Source organism: Streptomyces sp. SudanB5_2050, from assembly GCF_964272335.1.
GTDB classification, from domain to species: domain Bacteria; phylum Actinomycetota; class Actinomycetes; order Streptomycetales; family Streptomycetaceae; genus Streptomyces; species Streptomyces rochei.
The window spans coordinates 1,895,739-1,911,120 of the sequence record NZ_OZ186760.1 but is presented as its reverse complement, the minus strand read 5'-3'; the positions used below and the strand labels follow the sequence as shown (position 1 = coordinate 1,911,120).

Annotated in this window: 9 protein-coding genes, 3 rRNA genes and 1 pseudogene; 9 read left to right on the top strand and 4 right to left on the bottom strand. The window is 66.3% G+C overall.

The window, feature by feature from the left end:
• Window positions 1–145: 145 nt before the first annotated feature.
• The gene (locus ACFZP7_RS08505) at window positions 146–1,099 is read left to right on the top strand and encodes an SPFH domain-containing protein (RefSeq protein WP_030969524.1); all 954 of its coding nucleotides are present in this window, start codon (window positions 146–148) and stop codon (window positions 1,097–1,099) included.
• Window positions 1,100–1,214: 115 nt separating this feature from the next.
• Here ACFZP7_RS08505 and ACFZP7_RS08500 read toward each other — a convergent pair whose 3' ends face one another.
• The 3 genes from ACFZP7_RS08500 to ACFZP7_RS08490 form a co-directional block, all read right to left on the bottom strand.
• Window positions 1,215–1,721, bottom strand: coding sequence for an HNH endonuclease (locus ACFZP7_RS08500; protein ID WP_019329390.1), 507 nt, complete (start codon window positions 1,719–1,721; stop codon window positions 1,215–1,217).
• Window positions 1,722–1,920: 199 nt separating this feature from the next.
• Window positions 1,921–2,460, bottom strand: coding sequence for a YbhB/YbcL family Raf kinase inhibitor-like protein (locus ACFZP7_RS08495; RefSeq protein WP_019329391.1), 540 nt, complete (start codon window positions 2,458–2,460; stop codon window positions 1,921–1,923).
• Between the two features lie 49 nt (window positions 2,461–2,509).
• On the bottom strand, window positions 2,510–3,292 hold the full coding sequence (locus ACFZP7_RS08490; RefSeq protein ID WP_019329392.1) for a sporulation protein: 783 nt from the start codon (window positions 3,290–3,292) through the stop codon (window positions 2,510–2,512).
• 148 nt (window positions 3,293–3,440) lie between these two features.
• On the opposite strand from ACFZP7_RS08490, the gene ACFZP7_RS08485 reads away from it, so the two are divergent.
• The 6 genes and pseudogenes from ACFZP7_RS08485 to ACFZP7_RS08460 all read left to right on the top strand — a co-directional run bounded on the left by ACFZP7_RS08485 (window position 3,441) and on the right by ACFZP7_RS08460 (window position 11,742).
• Window positions 3,441–4,082, top strand: a complete 642-nt coding sequence (locus ACFZP7_RS08485) for a DNA-3-methyladenine glycosylase (RefSeq protein ID WP_019329393.1) — start codon at window positions 3,441–3,443, stop codon at window positions 4,080–4,082.
• Between the two features lie 523 nt (window positions 4,083–4,605).
• Window positions 4,606–6,131 (top strand): 16S ribosomal RNA (locus ACFZP7_RS08480).
• A gap of 305 nt (window positions 6,132–6,436) precedes the next feature.
• Window positions 6,437–9,557 (top strand): 23S ribosomal RNA (locus ACFZP7_RS08475).
• A gap of 107 nt (window positions 9,558–9,664) precedes the next feature.
• A 5S ribosomal RNA gene (gene rrf, locus ACFZP7_RS08470) occupies window positions 9,665–9,781 on the top strand.
• The 16S, 23S and 5S rRNA genes sit together here, the layout of an rRNA operon.
• Window positions 9,782–9,906: 125 nt before the next feature.
• Window positions 9,907–10,776 (top strand): annotated as a pseudogene (locus ACFZP7_RS08465) (tetratricopeptide repeat protein); the annotation flags it as partial.
• Between the two features lie 204 nt (window positions 10,777–10,980).
• Window positions 10,981–11,742, top strand: coding sequence for a hypothetical protein (locus ACFZP7_RS08460; protein ID WP_385638382.1), 762 nt, complete (start codon window positions 10,981–10,983; stop codon window positions 11,740–11,742).
• Between the two features lie 74 nt (window positions 11,743–11,816).
• Here the strand turns inward: ACFZP7_RS08460 and ACFZP7_RS08455 are convergent, their stop codons facing one another.
• Window positions 11,817–13,109 (bottom strand): DUF1015 domain-containing protein, encoded by a 1,293-nt coding sequence (locus ACFZP7_RS08455; protein WP_385634160.1) that lies wholly within the window; start codon window positions 13,107–13,109, stop codon window positions 11,817–11,819.
• 72 nt (window positions 13,110–13,181) lie between these two features.
• Between ACFZP7_RS08455 and ACFZP7_RS08450 the strand changes: the two genes are divergently transcribed.
• Together ACFZP7_RS08450 and ACFZP7_RS08445 are read left to right on the top strand one after the other, a co-directional pair.
• Window positions 13,182–14,213 carry an HAD hydrolase-like protein gene (locus ACFZP7_RS08450; RefSeq protein WP_385634159.1) on the top strand — a complete coding sequence of 344 codons (1,032 nt, stop codon included), beginning with the start codon at window positions 13,182–13,184 and terminating at the stop codon, window positions 14,211–14,213.
• Between the two features lie 112 nt (window positions 14,214–14,325).
• Entirely contained in the window at window positions 14,326–15,372 is a 1,047-nt protein-coding gene (locus tag ACFZP7_RS08445) for an iron ABC transporter permease (RefSeq protein ID WP_031016823.1), read from the top strand.
• Window positions 15,373–15,382 lie beyond the last annotated feature (10 nt).

The following is a 15,382-nucleotide window of genomic DNA, read 5'->3' as shown; positions in this document are numbered from 1 at the left end:
CACAAGTGGACCGAACACCCACCGAGGCTCCCGACGGTCTGTCAGACTCGACGAACAAGATCCTCAACAGCCGTAAGATGCACAGCAGTCAGGGTCAATAGGATCTGCCAGAGCGCCGAGGCGGAGAAGGGGACGGACAGCCACGATGGAACCGGTCATCATCGTTCTGATCATCCTGGTGGTGTTGGTCTTCATCGCCCTGATCAAGACCATCCAGGTCATCCCACAGGCCAGCGCCGCCATCGTCGAGCGCTTCGGCCGCTACACGCGGACCCTCAACGCGGGCCTCAACATCGTCGTCCCGTTCATCGACACCATCCGCAACCGCATCGACCTGCGCGAACAGGTCGTCCCCTTCCCGCCGCAGCCGGTCATCACCCAGGACAACCTGGTCGTCAACATCGACACCGTCATCTACTACCAGGTGACCGACGCGCGCGCCGCGACCTACGAGGTCGCCAGCTACATCCAGGCCATCGAGCAGCTCACCGTCACCACCCTGCGCAACATCATCGGCGGCATGGACCTGGAGCGCACCCTGACCTCCCGCGAGGAGATCAACGCGGCCCTGCGCGGCGTCCTCGACGAGGCCACCGGCAAGTGGGGCATCCGCGTCAACCGCGTCGAGCTCAAGGCCATCGAGCCGCCCACCTCCATCCAGGACTCGATGGAGAAGCAGATGCGCGCCGACCGCGACAAGCGCGCCGCCATCCTCCAGGCCGAAGGTGTCCGGCAGTCCGAGATCCTGCGCGCCGAGGGCGAGAAGCAGTCCCAGATCCTGCGCGCCGAGGGTGAGGCCAAGGCCGCCGCCCTGCGCGCCGAGGGCGAGGCCCAGGCCGTCCGCACCGTCTTCGAGGCCATCCACGCCGGCGACCCGGACCAGAAGCTCCTCTCCTACCAGTACCTCCAGATGCTCCCGAAGATCGCCGAGGGCGACGCCAACAAGCTCTGGATCGTCCCGAGCGAGATCGGCGACGCCCTCAAGGGCCTCTCCGGCGCCATGGGCAACATCGGCGGCCTGGGCGGCGGTTCGGGCAACGGCAACAGCGGCGCGAGCGTCCCCGCCCAGGAACGCCGCGAGAAGCCGTCCATCGACTAGCCGGTACGTCACGAAGCCGGGCGACACCCGCGCCCCCGAAGGGGCGCGGGGAACGGCCCGACAAGCCACGACCAACCCGCGGTCAGCGACGCGGACCGGCTCCTACGGCGCACCCTCACGCCGCGTCCAGCACCAACCAATCCGGCAGCGCCTCGAGGTCGTCCCTGGCCAGCGCCAGCAACATCGCATCGGCCGGAGTGGGCTCGAACGGCTCCCGCAGCAACGGCATCCCCGCCTGCTCCGGCGTCCGGTTCGCCTTCCGGTGATTGTCCTCCGCACACGAGGCCACCGTGTTCAGCCACGTGTCCTGCCCACCGTGCGACCGCGGCACCACGTGGTCCACGGTCGTCGCCCGCCGCCCGCAGTACGCGCACCGGTGCCGGTCCCGGACCAGCACACCCCGCCGCGACCACGGGGCGCGTCTTCGGAAGGGCACCCGTACGTATTGGCACAGCCTGATCACCCGGGGCGCCGGCATGTCGAGCGCGGCTCCGCGCATCCGCAGTGAGGGGTGGGCCTGTTCGACGACGGCCTTGTCCTGGAGCACCAGAACGACGGCTCGATTCAGCGTCACCGTCGACAACGGCTCGAAGCTCGCGTTCAGTACCAGCGTGTCCCGCATACCAGCCCACCTCCCGTGCGCACCGGCCCACCCCCTGGCGGGCTGGGAACAACTCTGGCCGGGCACGCCGGGATGGACAACGCAATATCTGCTGCTCCGACGGGGGACTCACCCCCCACCACCCCCGCAACAAAAATGCCCGCCCCTGATCCATTCCAAGACCAGGGGCGGGCAAACGTTCCATGAACGCTCGGAACACTCAGCCTTCGGCAGGCACCTCGTACTCACCGATCAACTGCGCCCGGCCGATCGTGTGGAACCGCAGGTTGAAGCCGACGAAGGCGGGAGTCGCCTCCGCGTCCGGGCCCAGCTTCTCCTGGTCCACGGCGTACACCGTGAACACGTACCGGTGCGGCCCGTCGCCGGCCGGCGGCGCCGCACCGCCGAACTCCTTGGTCCCGTAGTCGTTGCGTACCTGCACGGCACCCTCGGGCAGGCCCTCGAACGTGCCGCTGCCCGCACCCGCCGGCAACTCGGTCACCGAGGCCGGGATGTCGAACACCACCCAGTGCCAGAAGCCGCTGCCCGTGGGGGCGTCGGGGTCGTAGCAGGTCACGGCGAAGCTCTTGGTCCCGGCCGGGAAGCCCTCCCACCGCAGCTGCGGCGAGGTGTTCCCGGCCGCGTAGACCTGAGCGTCCTTGAGCGTCCCGCCCTCCTGGACGTCCTCGCTCGTGACCGTGAACGCCGGCACGGGCGGGTGGAAGTCATGGGGGAGCGGACGCCGCTTCAGCTCGGTCACCTCGGTACCTCCTGATGGTTCGGTGCAGTGAACCCCGAGCCTAGAACCCTCAGAACCAGTTCCGCTTGCTGCCGACCTCCGACAGCCACTGGTTGAGGTACGCCGTCCAGTCGGTCCCCTGGTAGTCGTTCAGCCCCACCTTGAAGGAACGGAAGGTGTCGCTGCCCTCGCTGAACAGACCCGGCTTCTTGTCCATCTCCAGCACGACGTCCATCGCCTGCGCGTCGGCCACGAAGCTCAGCTCGACCTGGTTCAGCCCCCGGTACTGCTGCGGCGGGAAGAACTCGATCTCCTGGTAGAAGGGCAGCTTCTGCCGGGTCCCCCGGATGTGGCCGCGCTCCATGTCCGCGCTCTTGAAGCGGAAGCCCAGCCCGATGAACGCGTCCAGGATCGCCTTCTGCGCCGGGAGCGGGTGCACGTTGATCGGGTCCAGGTCACCGGAGTCCACCGCGCGGGCGATCTCCAGCTCCGTGCTGACGCCGATGTTCATCCCGCGCAGCGCCTGCCCGTCGATCATCGTGATCGGCGTCTCCCAGGGGATCTCCAGACCGAACTGCACGGCGTGCACCGCGTTCGCCTTCAGCTCGAAGGCGCCGCCGAGCCGGCTCTTCGTGAACTCGATGTCCTGCTTGTACTCCTGGTCGCCGCTCTCCACCTCGACCTTGGCCTGGAGCCCCACCGACAGGGCCTCGATCTGCTGGTCCACGGACCCGCCCTGGATCCGCACCTCGCCCTGGACGACACCGCCCGGAACGACGTTGACCTCGCTCAGCACGGTCTCGACCGAAGCCCCGCCGGCCCCCAGGCTCGCGAGCAGCTTCTTGAACGCCATGTCTCTCCCTCTCCAGGCTTTGCGTGTGAACCTCTGACCCCTACAAACGCGATCCGGCCATGACCGGTTCCACGCCCCGCACCCTGGCAAGGGGGGAGGGAACCTGGCCACCCCGTCCACGGACTCGCCTGCGTTACGCTCGGAAGGCATGATCGCGAGCCCCGACCGTACGCCTCTGCCCAGGGAATTCTTCGACCGCCCCATCCTCGAGGTGGCCCCCGACCTCCTGGGCCGCATCCTCGTGCGCACCACCCCTGACGGCCCGATCGCCCTCCGCCTGACCGAGGTCGAGGCCTACGACGGTCAGAACGACCCCGGCTCCCACGCCTACCGCGGCCGCACGCCCCGCAACGAAGTGATGTTCGGCCCGCCCGGACACGTGTACGTCTACTTCACCTACGGGATGTGGTTCTGCATGAACCTGGTGTGCGGCCCCGAGGGCAGGGCGAGCGCGGTTCTGCTGCGCGCCGGCGAGATCATCGAGGGCGCGGAGCTGGCCCGTACCCGACGGCATTCGGCCCGCAACGACAAGGAACTGGCCAAGGGCCCGGCCCGTCTCGCCACCGCCCTGGACGTCGACCGCGCCCTGAACGGCACGGACGCGTGCACGGCCCAGGACACTCCGCTGCGCATCCTGACCGGGGCTCCCGTCCCCGCCGACCAGGTACGCAACGGTCCACGCACCGGTGTGGCCGGCGAGGGAGGCGTCCACCCCTGGCGTTACTGGGTGGCCGACGACCCGACGGTCAGCCCGTACCGGGCCCATGTCCCGAGGCGCCGTCGAAGTTGACTCTCCCTTGGGAGACGCGTAATGTAGCCCGAGCCGCTTGACCCGGGTACGGCAATCGCCTGCAGCCGGAAGCGGCCAACCCACTACCTACGGTTTCCCCTCAGCGGGGGCGAATTCGACGTGTCCGCATGTCCGAATTCAATCTCGCGGGACTCGATTATGAGTCCACGGAGAAATCCGCTAACGTAGTGAATGTCGAAAGGCCGACAGGCGAAAGCCCGAAAGCCGACGACGAGCCCGCCGACCGGGAATCGGATCGAAAAGGATCTGATAGAGTCGGAAACGCAAGACCGAAGGGAAGCGCCCGGAGGAAAGCCCGAGAGGGTGAGTACAAAGGAAGCGTCCGTTCCTTGAGAACTCAACAGCGTGCCAAAAGTCAACGCCAGATATGTTGATACCCCGACCTGATCGGTTCGATCGGGTTGAGGTTCCTTTGAAAAAACACAGCGAGGACGCTGTGAACGTCGGGACTATTCCTCCCGGCGTTCCGTTCTCGTGGTGTCAACCGGATTACCGGTAAACATTCACGGAGAGTTTGATCCTGGCTCAGGACGAACGCTGGCGGCGTGCTTAACACATGCAAGTCGAACGATGAACCACTTCGGTGGGGATTAGTGGCGAACGGGTGAGTAACACGTGGGCAATCTGCCCTGCACTCTGGGACAAGCCCTGGAAACGGGGTCTAATACCGGATACTGATCCTCGCAGGCATCTGCGAGGTTCGAAAGCTCCGGCGGTGCAGGATGAGCCCGCGGCCTATCAGCTAGTTGGTGAGGTAACGGCTCACCAAGGCGACGACGGGTAGCCGGCCTGAGAGGGCGACCGGCCACACTGGGACTGAGACACGGCCCAGACTCCTACGGGAGGCAGCAGTGGGGAATATTGCACAATGGGCGAAAGCCTGATGCAGCGACGCCGCGTGAGGGATGACGGCCTTCGGGTTGTAAACCTCTTTCAGCAGGGAAGAAGCGAAAGTGACGGTACCTGCAGAAGAAGCGCCGGCTAACTACGTGCCAGCAGCCGCGGTAATACGTAGGGCGCAAGCGTTGTCCGGAATTATTGGGCGTAAAGAGCTCGTAGGCGGCTTGTCACGTCGGTTGTGAAAGCCCGGGGCTTAACCCCGGGTCTGCAGTCGATACGGGCAGGCTAGAGTTCGGTAGGGGAGATCGGAATTCCTGGTGTAGCGGTGAAATGCGCAGATATCAGGAGGAACACCGGTGGCGAAGGCGGATCTCTGGGCCGATACTGACGCTGAGGAGCGAAAGCGTGGGGAGCGAACAGGATTAGATACCCTGGTAGTCCACGCCGTAAACGGTGGGCACTAGGTGTGGGCAACATTCCACGTTGTCCGTGCCGCAGCTAACGCATTAAGTGCCCCGCCTGGGGAGTACGGCCGCAAGGCTAAAACTCAAAGGAATTGACGGGGGCCCGCACAAGCGGCGGAGCATGTGGCTTAATTCGACGCAACGCGAAGAACCTTACCAAGGCTTGACATACACCGGAAAACCCTGGAGACAGGGTCCCCCTTGTGGTCGGTGTACAGGTGGTGCATGGCTGTCGTCAGCTCGTGTCGTGAGATGTTGGGTTAAGTCCCGCAACGAGCGCAACCCTTGTCCCGTGTTGCCAGCAGGCCCTTGTGGTGCTGGGGACTCACGGGAGACCGCCGGGGTCAACTCGGAGGAAGGTGGGGACGACGTCAAGTCATCATGCCCCTTATGTCTTGGGCTGCACACGTGCTACAATGGCCGGTACAATGAGCTGCGATACCGCGAGGTGGAGCGAATCTCAAAAAGCCGGTCTCAGTTCGGATTGGGGTCTGCAACTCGACCCCATGAAGTCGGAGTCGCTAGTAATCGCAGATCAGCATTGCTGCGGTGAATACGTTCCCGGGCCTTGTACACACCGCCCGTCACGTCACGAAAGTCGGTAACACCCGAAGCCGGTGGCCCAACCCCTTGTGGGAGGGAGCTGTCGAAGGTGGGACTGGCGATTGGGACGAAGTCGTAACAAGGTAGCCGTACCGGAAGGTGCGGCTGGATCACCTCCTTTCTAAGGAGCACTTCTAAGCCAAGCTTGCTTGGTTCAGAGGCCAGTACATCAGCGAACGTCTGATGCTGGTTGCTCATGGGTGGAACGTTGACTACTCGGCACACTTGACCAGCTCGTCTTCCTAGTACTGCTTCGGCGTGGAACGGGAGAGTGAGCGGGGAGTGTGTCGGGCACGCTGTTGGGTGTCTGAGGGTACGGCCGCGAGGTCGCCTTCAGTGCCGGCCCCAGTGCACTCGGGATGTTGTCCCGGGGTGATGGGTGGTTGGTCGTTGTTTGAGAACTGCACAGTGGACGCGAGCATCTGTGGCCAAGTTTTTAAGGGCGCACGGTGGATGCCTTGGCACCAGGAACCGATGAAGGACGTGGGAGGCCACGATAGGCCCCGGGGAGTCGTCAACCAGGCTTTGATCCGGGGGTGTCCGAATGGGGAAACCCGGCAGTCGTCATGGGCTGTCACCCGCTGCTGAACACATAGGCAGTGTGGAGGGAACGCGGGGAAGTGAAACATCTCAGTACCCGCAGGAAGAGAAAACAACCGTGATTCCGGGAGTAGTGGCGAGCGAAACTGGATGAGGCCAAACCGTATACGTGTGAGACCCGGCAGGGGTTGCGTGTGCGGGGTTGTGGGATCTCTCTTCCACGGTCTGCCGGCCGTGGGGCGAGTCAGAAACCGTTGATGTAGACGAAGGACATGCGAAAGGTCCGGCGTAGAGGGTAAGACCCCCGTAGTCGAAACGTCAGCGGCTTGCTTGAGAGACACCCAAGTAGCACGGGGCCCGAGAAATCCCGTGTGAATCTGGCGGGACCACCCGCTAAGCCTAAATATTCCCTGGTGACCGATAGCGGATAGTACCGTGAGGGAATGGTGAAAAGTACCGCGGGAGCGGAGTGAAATAGTACCTGAAACCGTGTGCCTACAAGCCGTGGGAGCGTCGGGATGGAGCTTGCTTCATCCTCGTGACTGCGTGCCTTTTGAAGAATGAGCCTGCGAGTTTGCGGTGTGTTGCGAGGTTAACCCGGGTGGGGTAGCCGTAGCGAAAGCGAGTCCGAACAGGGCGTTTCAGTAGCACGCTCAAGACCCGAAGCGGAGTGATCTAGCCATGGGCAGGTTGAAGCGGAGGTAAGACTTCGTGGAGGACCGAACCCACCAGGGTTGAAAACCTGGGGGATGACCTGTGGTTAGGGGTGAAAGGCCAATCAAACTCCGTGATAGCTGGTTCTCCCCGAAATGCATTTAGGTGCAGCGTCGTGTGTTTCTTGCCGGAGGTAGAGCACTGGATAGGCGATGGGCCCTACCGGGTTACTGACCTTAGCCAAACTCCGAATGCCGGTAAGTGAGAGCGCGGCAGTGAGACTGTGGGGGATAAGCTCCATGGTCGAGAGGGAAACAGCCCAGAGCATCGACTAAGGCCCCTAAGCGTACGCTAAGTGGGAAAGGATGTGGAGTCGCACAGACAACCAGGAGGTTGGCTTAGAAGCAGCCACCCTTGAAAGAGTGCGTAATAGCTCACTGGTCTAGTGATTCCGCGCCGACAATGTAGCGGGGCTCAAGCGTACCGCCGAAGTCGTGTCATTGCAGCAATACGGCCAACGCCGGCTGTGATGGGTAGGGGAGCGTCGTGTGCCGGGTGAAGCAGCCGCGGAAGCGAGTTGTGGACGGTTCACGAGTGAGAATGCAGGCATGAGTAGCGATACAAACGTGAGAAACGTTTGCGCCGATTGACTAAGGGTTCCTGGGTCAAGCTGATCTGCCCAGGGTAAGTCGGGACCTAAGGCGAGGCCGACAGGCGTAGTCGATGGATAACCGGTTGATATTCCGGTACCCGCTGTGAAGCGTCAAACATCGAGCATCGTGATGCTAAGGCCGTGAAGCCGCCCTGATCTCTTCGGAGTTGAGGGGAGTGGTGGAGCCGCTGAACCAAGCGGTTAGTAGGTGAGTGATGGGGTGACGCAGGAAGGTAGTCCATCCCGGGCGGTGGTTGTCCCGGGGTAAGGGTGTAGGACGTCAGGTAGGTAAATCCGCCTGGCAATAGTCTGAGACCTGATGCCGAGCCGATTGTGGTGAAGTGGATGATCCTATGCTGTCGAGAAAAGCCTCTAGCGAGTTTCATGGCGGCCCGTACCCTAAACCGACTCAGGTGGTCAGGTAGAGAATACCGAGGCGTTCGGGTGAACTATGGTTAAGGAACTCGGCAAAATGCCCCCGTAACTTCGGGAGAAGGGGGGCCATTCTTGGTGATCGGATTTACTCCGTGAGCTGGGGGTGGCCGCAGAGACCAGCGAGAAGCGACTGTTTACTAAAAACACAGGTCCGTGCGAAGCCGTAAGGCGATGTATACGGACTGACGCCTGCCCGGTGCTGGAACGTTAAGGGGACCGGTTAGCTCCATTTCGGTGGGGCGAAGCTGAGAACTTAAGCGCCAGTAAACGGCGGTGGTAACTATAACCATCCTAAGGTAGCGAAATTCCTTGTCGGGTAAGTTCCGACCTGCACGAATGGCGTAACGACTTCTCGACTGTCTCAACCATAGGCCCGGTGAAATTGCACTACGAGTAAAGATGCTCGTTTCGCGCAGCAGGACGGAAAGACCCCGGGACCTTTACTACAGTTTGATATTGGTGTTCGGTTCGGCTTGTGTAGGATAGCTGGGAGACTTTGAAGCTCGCACGCCAGTGTGGGTGGAGTCGTCGTTGAAATACCAGTCTGGTCGTGCTGGATGTCTAACCTGGGTCCGTGATCCGGATCAGGGACAGTGTCTGATGGGTAGTTTAACTGGGGCGGTTGCCTCCTAAAGGGTAACGGAGGCGCCCAAAGGTTCCCTCAGCCTGGTTGGCAATCAGGTGTTGAGTGTAAGTGCACAAGGGAGCTTGACTGTGAGACCGACGGGTCGAGCAGGGACGAAAGTCGGGACTAGTGATCCGGCGGTGGCTTGTGGAAGCGCCGTCGCTCAACGGATAAAAGGTACCCCGGGGATAACAGGCTGATCTTCCCCAAGAGTCCATATCGACGGGATGGTTTGGCACCTCGATGTCGGCTCGTCGCATCCTGGGGCTGGAGTCGGTCCCAAGGGTTGGGCTGTTCGCCCATTAAAGCGGTACGCGAGCTGGGTTTAGAACGTCGTGAGACAGTTCGGTCCCTATCCGCTGTGCGCGTAGGAGTCTTGAGAAGGGCTGTCCCTAGTACGAGAGGACCGGGACGGACGAACCTCTGGTGTGCCAGTTGTTCTGCCAAGGGCATGGCTGGTTGGCTACGTTCGGGAGGGATAACCGCTGAAAGCATCTAAGCGGGAAGCCTGCTTCGAGATGAGGACTCCCACCTCCTAGAGAGGGTAAGGCTCCCAGTAGACGACTGGGTTGATAGGCCAGATATGGAAGCCGGGTAACCGGTGGAGTTGACTGGTACTAATAGGCCGAGGGCTTGTCCTCAGTTGCTCGCGTCCACTGTGTTAGTTCTGAGGCAACGAACAGTTGCCGGCTTTCGAGCTGAACAGAACAATTGAAGAGTGTGCTTGTTCGCTCGAAACCATTAGGGTTTCGGTGGTCATAGCGTAGGGGAAACGCCCGGTTACATTCCGAACCCGGAAGCTAAGCCTTACAGCGCCGATGGTACTGCAGGGGGGACCCTGTGGGAGAGTAGGACGCCGCCGAACAATCTTTGGGAAGGACCCCTGGTCCCCAGCGTTCAGCTGGGACCAGGGGTCCTTTCGTTTTTCCAGGGCGCACCGGGTACTCGGCTGCGCGAGAATGACTTGCAGTACGAAGACAGGAGTCACCGATGTCCACCAACTCTCCCGACGACCGACCGGACCGCGATCAGCGGCGACGGGACAGTGGTGACCGTGGCGACCGGAGCGGCCAGCGCGGGGACCGCGGCGGTTTCCGTCGCGACGGTGACCGTGATCGCGGCGGCTTCCGTCGTGACGACCGTCGTGACGACAATCGCGGTGGCGGGTACGGGCGTCGTGACGACCGTGACCGTGGGCCGCGTCGTGACGACCGTGATCGTGGTGGGGACCGTGGCTTCCGTCGTGATGACCGCGGTGGCGACCGTCCTTCGTTCCGTCGTGATGACCGTGGTGACCGGGGCGAGCGTCCTTCGTTCCGCCGTGACGACCGTGGCGACCGGGGCGAGCGTCCTTCGTTCCGTCGTGATGACCGTGGCGACCGGGGTGACCGTCCTTCGTTCCGGCGGGACGACCGTGGCGATCGCGGTGGCTTCCGGCGTGACGACCGTCGTGACGACAATCGCGGTGGCGGGTACGGGCGTCGTGACGACCGTGACCGTGGGCCGCGTCGTGACGACCGTGATCGTGGCGGGGACCGTGGCTTCCGTCGTGATGACCGCGGTGGTGAGCGTCCCCCGTTCCGTCGTGACGACCGTGATGATCGCGGTGGCGAGCGTCCTTCGTTCCGTCGTGATGACCGTGGTGACCGGGGCGAGCGTCCTTCGTTCCGTCGTGATGACCGTGGTGACCGGGGCGAGCGTCCTTCGTTCCGCCGTGACGACCGTGGCGACCGGGGTGGATTCCGGCGTGATGACCGTCGTGACGACCGACGGCACGACAACCGGGGTGAGCGCGGTGAGCGCGGTGACCGGGGTGGTTTCGGGCGGCGTGATGACAGCCGTGGCGGTGACCGGGGCGGTTTCCGCGGGCGTGACGACCGGGGTGGCTTCGCCGGCCGGGACGACCGGGGTGGCTTCCGTGGGCGGGACGACCGTGGGGGACGTGGGCCCCGGCGGGACGACCGAGGCGGGCGGCCCGGCGGTTTCCGTGGGCGGGACGACCGGCAGGGCGGCGGCGGCCGCTTCCGTGAGGAGCGGGACCGCGACCGCGAGCCGATCAAGCGCCTGCCGATCCCCGAGGAGGTCACGGGCGACGAGATCGACAAGGACGTGCGTCAGGAGCTGCAGAGCCTTCCCAAGACGCTCGCCGAGGACGTCGCCAGGAACCTGGTGATGGTCGCCCGGCTGCTCGACGAGGACCCCGAGGCGGCCTACGGCTACTCCAGGGTGGCCCTGCGTCTCGCCTCCCGCGTCGCGGCCGTGCGTGAGGCGGCCGGATTCGCGGCGTACGCCAACCAGAAGTACAGCGAGGCCCTCGCGGAGTTCCGGGCCGCGCGGCGGATGACCGGGTCCGTGGAGCTGTGGCCGGTGATGGCGGACTGCGAGCGTGGGCTCGGGCGGCCGGAGAAGGCGCTGGACATGGCCGGCGCCCCCGAGGTGCACAAGCTCGACAAGGCGAGCCAGGTCGAGATGCGGCTCGTGGCGGCCGGCGCCCGGCGCGACATGGGGCAGCTGGACGCGGCCATCGTGACGCTGCAGAGCCCCGAGCTGGCCTCCAACTCCGTACAGCCCTGGACCGCGCGGCTGAGGTACGCCTACGCGGACGCGCTGCTGGCCGCCGGCCGGGAGCAGGAGGCCCGGGAGTGGTTCGCCAAGGCCGTCGAGTCCGACCGGGACGGCAGCACGGACGCCTCCGACCGGCTGGCCGAGCTGGACGGAGTGGAATTCGTGGACGCCCTCGACGAGCACGAAGAGGATGGCGGCGCGGCGCGCCCGACGGCCGAGGCCGGACACGAGGACGAGACGCAGGACGGCAAGGAGGACTGACCTCCGTCGTCCGACGACGAAGGGGCGGGACCGCGAGCCGGTCCCGCCCCTTCGTCATGCCGTCTTCCCGCCCGTCACAGGTCCAGCGCCCGCAGCACCAGGCCCGAGGCCGGTTTGGGGCCGAAGGACGTCGACTTGCGGGGCATCGTGACGCCCTGCTGGGCCAGCTCGCGGACGACCTCTTCGCGCACGGGGTGCATCAGCACCGCCGTACCGCCGTCGCGTTCGGCCTTGGCCACGGTCGCCGCCGTGTCGTGGATGTAGGAGACATGGGCGGCGGAGTCGTCGGGGATCCGCCAGATGTCGGCCAGGAGCGTGGCGTGCAGGACCGTGGCGTCCAGGGTGCGCCATGCCCGGGGGCGGCCGGCCGGGACCGTGCGGTCCAGCAGGGCGGGGTCCGGACGGTCGACGAGGCGGAAGGAGCCGTCACCGGCGAGGAGGAAGGCGTTGCCCGACTCGGCCGCCTTCGCCAGCTCCTCCATGGCCCGGGGCAGGGGGCCGTCCAGCCGGCGGACGCGGAAGTAGCCGTCCAGGGCGGCGACGGCGTCGCGCACGGGGAAACCGTGCAGCAGACGGTGGATGGCGCGGACACGGAGCGGGTAGCGGGCCGTGTCCACCAGGAGGACGAGGCCGTGGTCCCACGGGCTGGGCGAAGGGTGCTCGGCCCGGAGGGTGCGGTAGGTCGCCCAGCGGTGGTGGCCGTCGGCGATGAGAGCCTGGTGGCGCGCCAGCTCGGCGCGGACGCGGGCGACGTCGTCGGCGTCGGTGACCGACCACAGGCGGTGGCAGTAGCCGTCCTCCGTGGTCGTCGAGAGCAGCGGGGGCCGTTCGGCGGTGCGCTCCACGACGGTGGTCGTGGCGGCTGCGGCACCGTCGCCGCGGTAGGTGAGGAGGAGGGGCTCGAGGTTCGCGTACGTGGCCCGCATGAGCGCCGCGCGATCGGCGACCACATGCGGCATGACGTCCTCGTGCGGCAGGACGACCTGCTCGGAGGGGTCGGACACGCGCAGCGCGCCGATGATGCCGCGTTGCAGCATGCCGTCGCCGCCGCGCTGCTCGTAGACGTACAGGCCGGGCTCGGAGTCGACGGTCAGTACGCCCTCCGACCGCCAGCGCCGGAGGGTTTCGGCGGCCTGCTCGTTGCGGGCCTCGGGCGAGGCGGCCTGGGGGAGGATCAGGCGGACGATGTTGTGCGGGTCGGCGGATTCGAGGTGGAGCAGGCCGTCGGGGCGGACCACGACGTCGTAGGGCGGGGACGTCACGGCGGCCAGGCTGCCGACCCGGTCGGGGTCGTAGCGGAGGCCTCGGAACGGGGTGAGTTCCAGGCCCCGGCGCGCCGTTGCTTCCGGGTGACCTGCTGTGTTCATCCCGGCATCGTACGTGTGTCAGCGGCATGGGGGATGATCGGGGGAAAGGCGTCGAACGAGGAGCGATGTGCAATGAGCCGGAGCGTCAGGACGAGGCCCGAGGGCAGTGGGCGGAGCCTGGGCGAGGCGTACGACACGGCGCTGCTCGACCTGGACGGGGTGGTGTACGCCGGGGGGAACGCGATCGACCACGCCGTGGAGTCGCTCGCCGCGGCCCGCGCGGGCGGCATGCACCTGGCGTACGTCACCAACAACGCGCTGCGGACGCCCGACGCGGTGGCCGAGCACCTGACGGAGCTGGGCATACCGACGGGCGCGGACGACGTCATCACCTCGGCGCAGGCCGTGGCCCGGCTGATCGCCGAGCAGGTGCCGTCGGGTTCGCGGGTGCTGGTGATCGGCGGCGAGGGACTGCGGGTCGCCCTGCGGGAGCGGGGGCTGGAGCCGGTGGAGTCGGCGGACGACGACCCGGCGGCCGTCGTGCAGGGCTTCGGCGGGCCCGAGTTGCCGTGGGGCCGGTTCGCGGAGGCGTGCTACGCCATCGCGCGCGGTGTTCCCTGGTACGCCTCCAACACCGACCTGACCATCCCGGGTGCCCGGGGCATCGCACCGGGCAACGGAGCCGCGGTGGAGGTCGTCCGGATCGCCACCGCGGCCGAGCCGCAGGTCGCGGGGAAGCCGCTGCCGCCCATGCACCGGGAGACCATCCTGCGGACCGGCGCACAGCGCCCGCTGGTGGTGGGGGACCGGCTGGACACCGACATCGAGGGCGCGTTCAACGGAGAGGTCGACTCGCTGCTCGTCCTGACCGGCGTGACCGACGGCGCCCAGGTGCTGGCGGCGCCGCCGCGGCACCGGCCGACGTATGTCGACGCCGATCTGCGCGGGCTGCTGTCCGGGCAGCCCGAGGTCACCGGCGACGCGGACGGTGGCTTCCGCTGCGGTGGCTGGACGGCGAGGGCCGGCGCCGAGCGACTGGAGCTGGAGGGCGAGGGCGCGGTGCTGGACGGGCTGCGCGCGCTGTGCGCGGCGGCCTGGACGGCGGGCGGGGAGGAAGGCTGCGCGCTCGACTCCGGAAAGGCGTTGGCGCGCCTGGGGTTGTGAGCCGTCGCACGGGGAAGGAGCCCGGCCGCGCACCCGCGCCGGGCCGCACGGCGGCGGAGCCCGGCCGGCGGCGAGATCGAGATCGGATGGCAGGGTAGGCTAACCTAACCGCGTGTTGGTCGACAGTCCCCCCGAACAGCGCGCGGAGACCGCCCCCGCGCCGCCCCCGAAGCGCCGTGTCCTGCGTGCCGTCGGGCTGCCCGTGTCGGCAGCGGTCCTGGTCCTCATCGCGTTGGCGAGCCTCGCGGTCGGCGCGAAGGACCTCTCCCTGGCGCAGGTCTGGCACGGCCTGTTCCACGACTCGGGCACCTTCAGCGACGTGGTCGTCGGCGAGCGGCTGTCGCGGACCGCGCTCGGTCTGCTCGCGGGTGCCGCGCTCGGCCTCGCCGGAGCCGTGCTGCAGGCGCTCACCCGCAATCCGCTGGCCGACCCCGGTCTGCTCGGCATCAACGCGGGCGCCTCCGCCGCGGTCGTCACGGCCATCACCTTCTTCGGCGTCACCTCGCTGACCGGGTACGTGTGGTTCGCGTTCGCCGGAGCGGCGGGCGTGGGCGCGCTGGTCTGGTTCCTGGGCGGCAGCCGGGGTGCCACGCCGGTGCGGCTGGTCCTGGCCGGCACGGCGATCAGCGCCGCGCTCTTCGGCTACCTCCAGGCCGTGATGATCATGGATGACGCGGCGCTGGGCCGGATGCGTTTCTGGACGGTCGGGTCGCTGTCCTCGGCGACCGACGACACCATCAGGGAAGTGCTGCCGTTCTTCGTCGTGGGCACGATCCTCGCCCTGGCCCTCTCCCGGCCGCTCAACGCCATGGAGATGGGCGACGACACCGCCAAGGCCCTCGGCGCCGACCTCAACCGCACCCGGGCGCTGTCCATGCTCGCCGCGACCGTGCTGTGCGGAGCGGCGACCGCCGCCTGCGGGCCGATCGTGTTCGTCGGGCTGATGGTCCCGCACGTCGTCCGCTCCTTCACCGGGCCCGACATGCGCTGGATCCTGCCGTACGCCGCGATCCTGTCGCCCGTGCTGCTGCTCGGCGCCGACGTGCTCGGCAGGATCGTCGCCCGGCCCGCCGAGCTGCAGGTCGGCATCGTCACCGCCGTCCTGGGCGGGCCGGTCTTCATCTATCTCGTACGACGGCGGAGGACGGCCCAGCTGTGAGAACCGGGAA

Excerpts from the sequence above, each read along its gene's own strand:
- ACFZP7_RS08455 (WP_385634160.1), bottom strand. The coding sequence starts at position 13,109 with ATGAACACAGCAGGTCACCCGGAAGCAACGGCGCGCCGGGGCCTGGAA.
- ACFZP7_RS08450 (WP_385634159.1), top strand. The coding sequence starts at position 13,182 with ATGAGCCGGAGCGTCAGGACGAGGCCCGAGGGCAGTGGGCGGAGCCTG.
- ACFZP7_RS08485 (WP_019329393.1), top strand. The coding sequence starts at position 3,441 with ATGATCGCGAGCCCCGACCGTACGCCTCTGCCCAGGGAATTCTTCGAC.
- ACFZP7_RS08505 (WP_030969524.1), top strand. The coding sequence starts at position 146 with ATGGAACCGGTCATCATCGTTCTGATCATCCTGGTGGTGTTGGTCTTC.
- ACFZP7_RS08500 (WP_019329390.1), bottom strand. The coding sequence starts at position 1,721 with ATGCGGGACACGCTGGTACTGAACGCGAGCTTCGAGCCGTTGTCGACG.
- ACFZP7_RS08490 (WP_019329392.1), bottom strand. The coding sequence starts at position 3,292 with ATGGCGTTCAAGAAGCTGCTCGCGAGCCTGGGGGCCGGCGGGGCTTCG.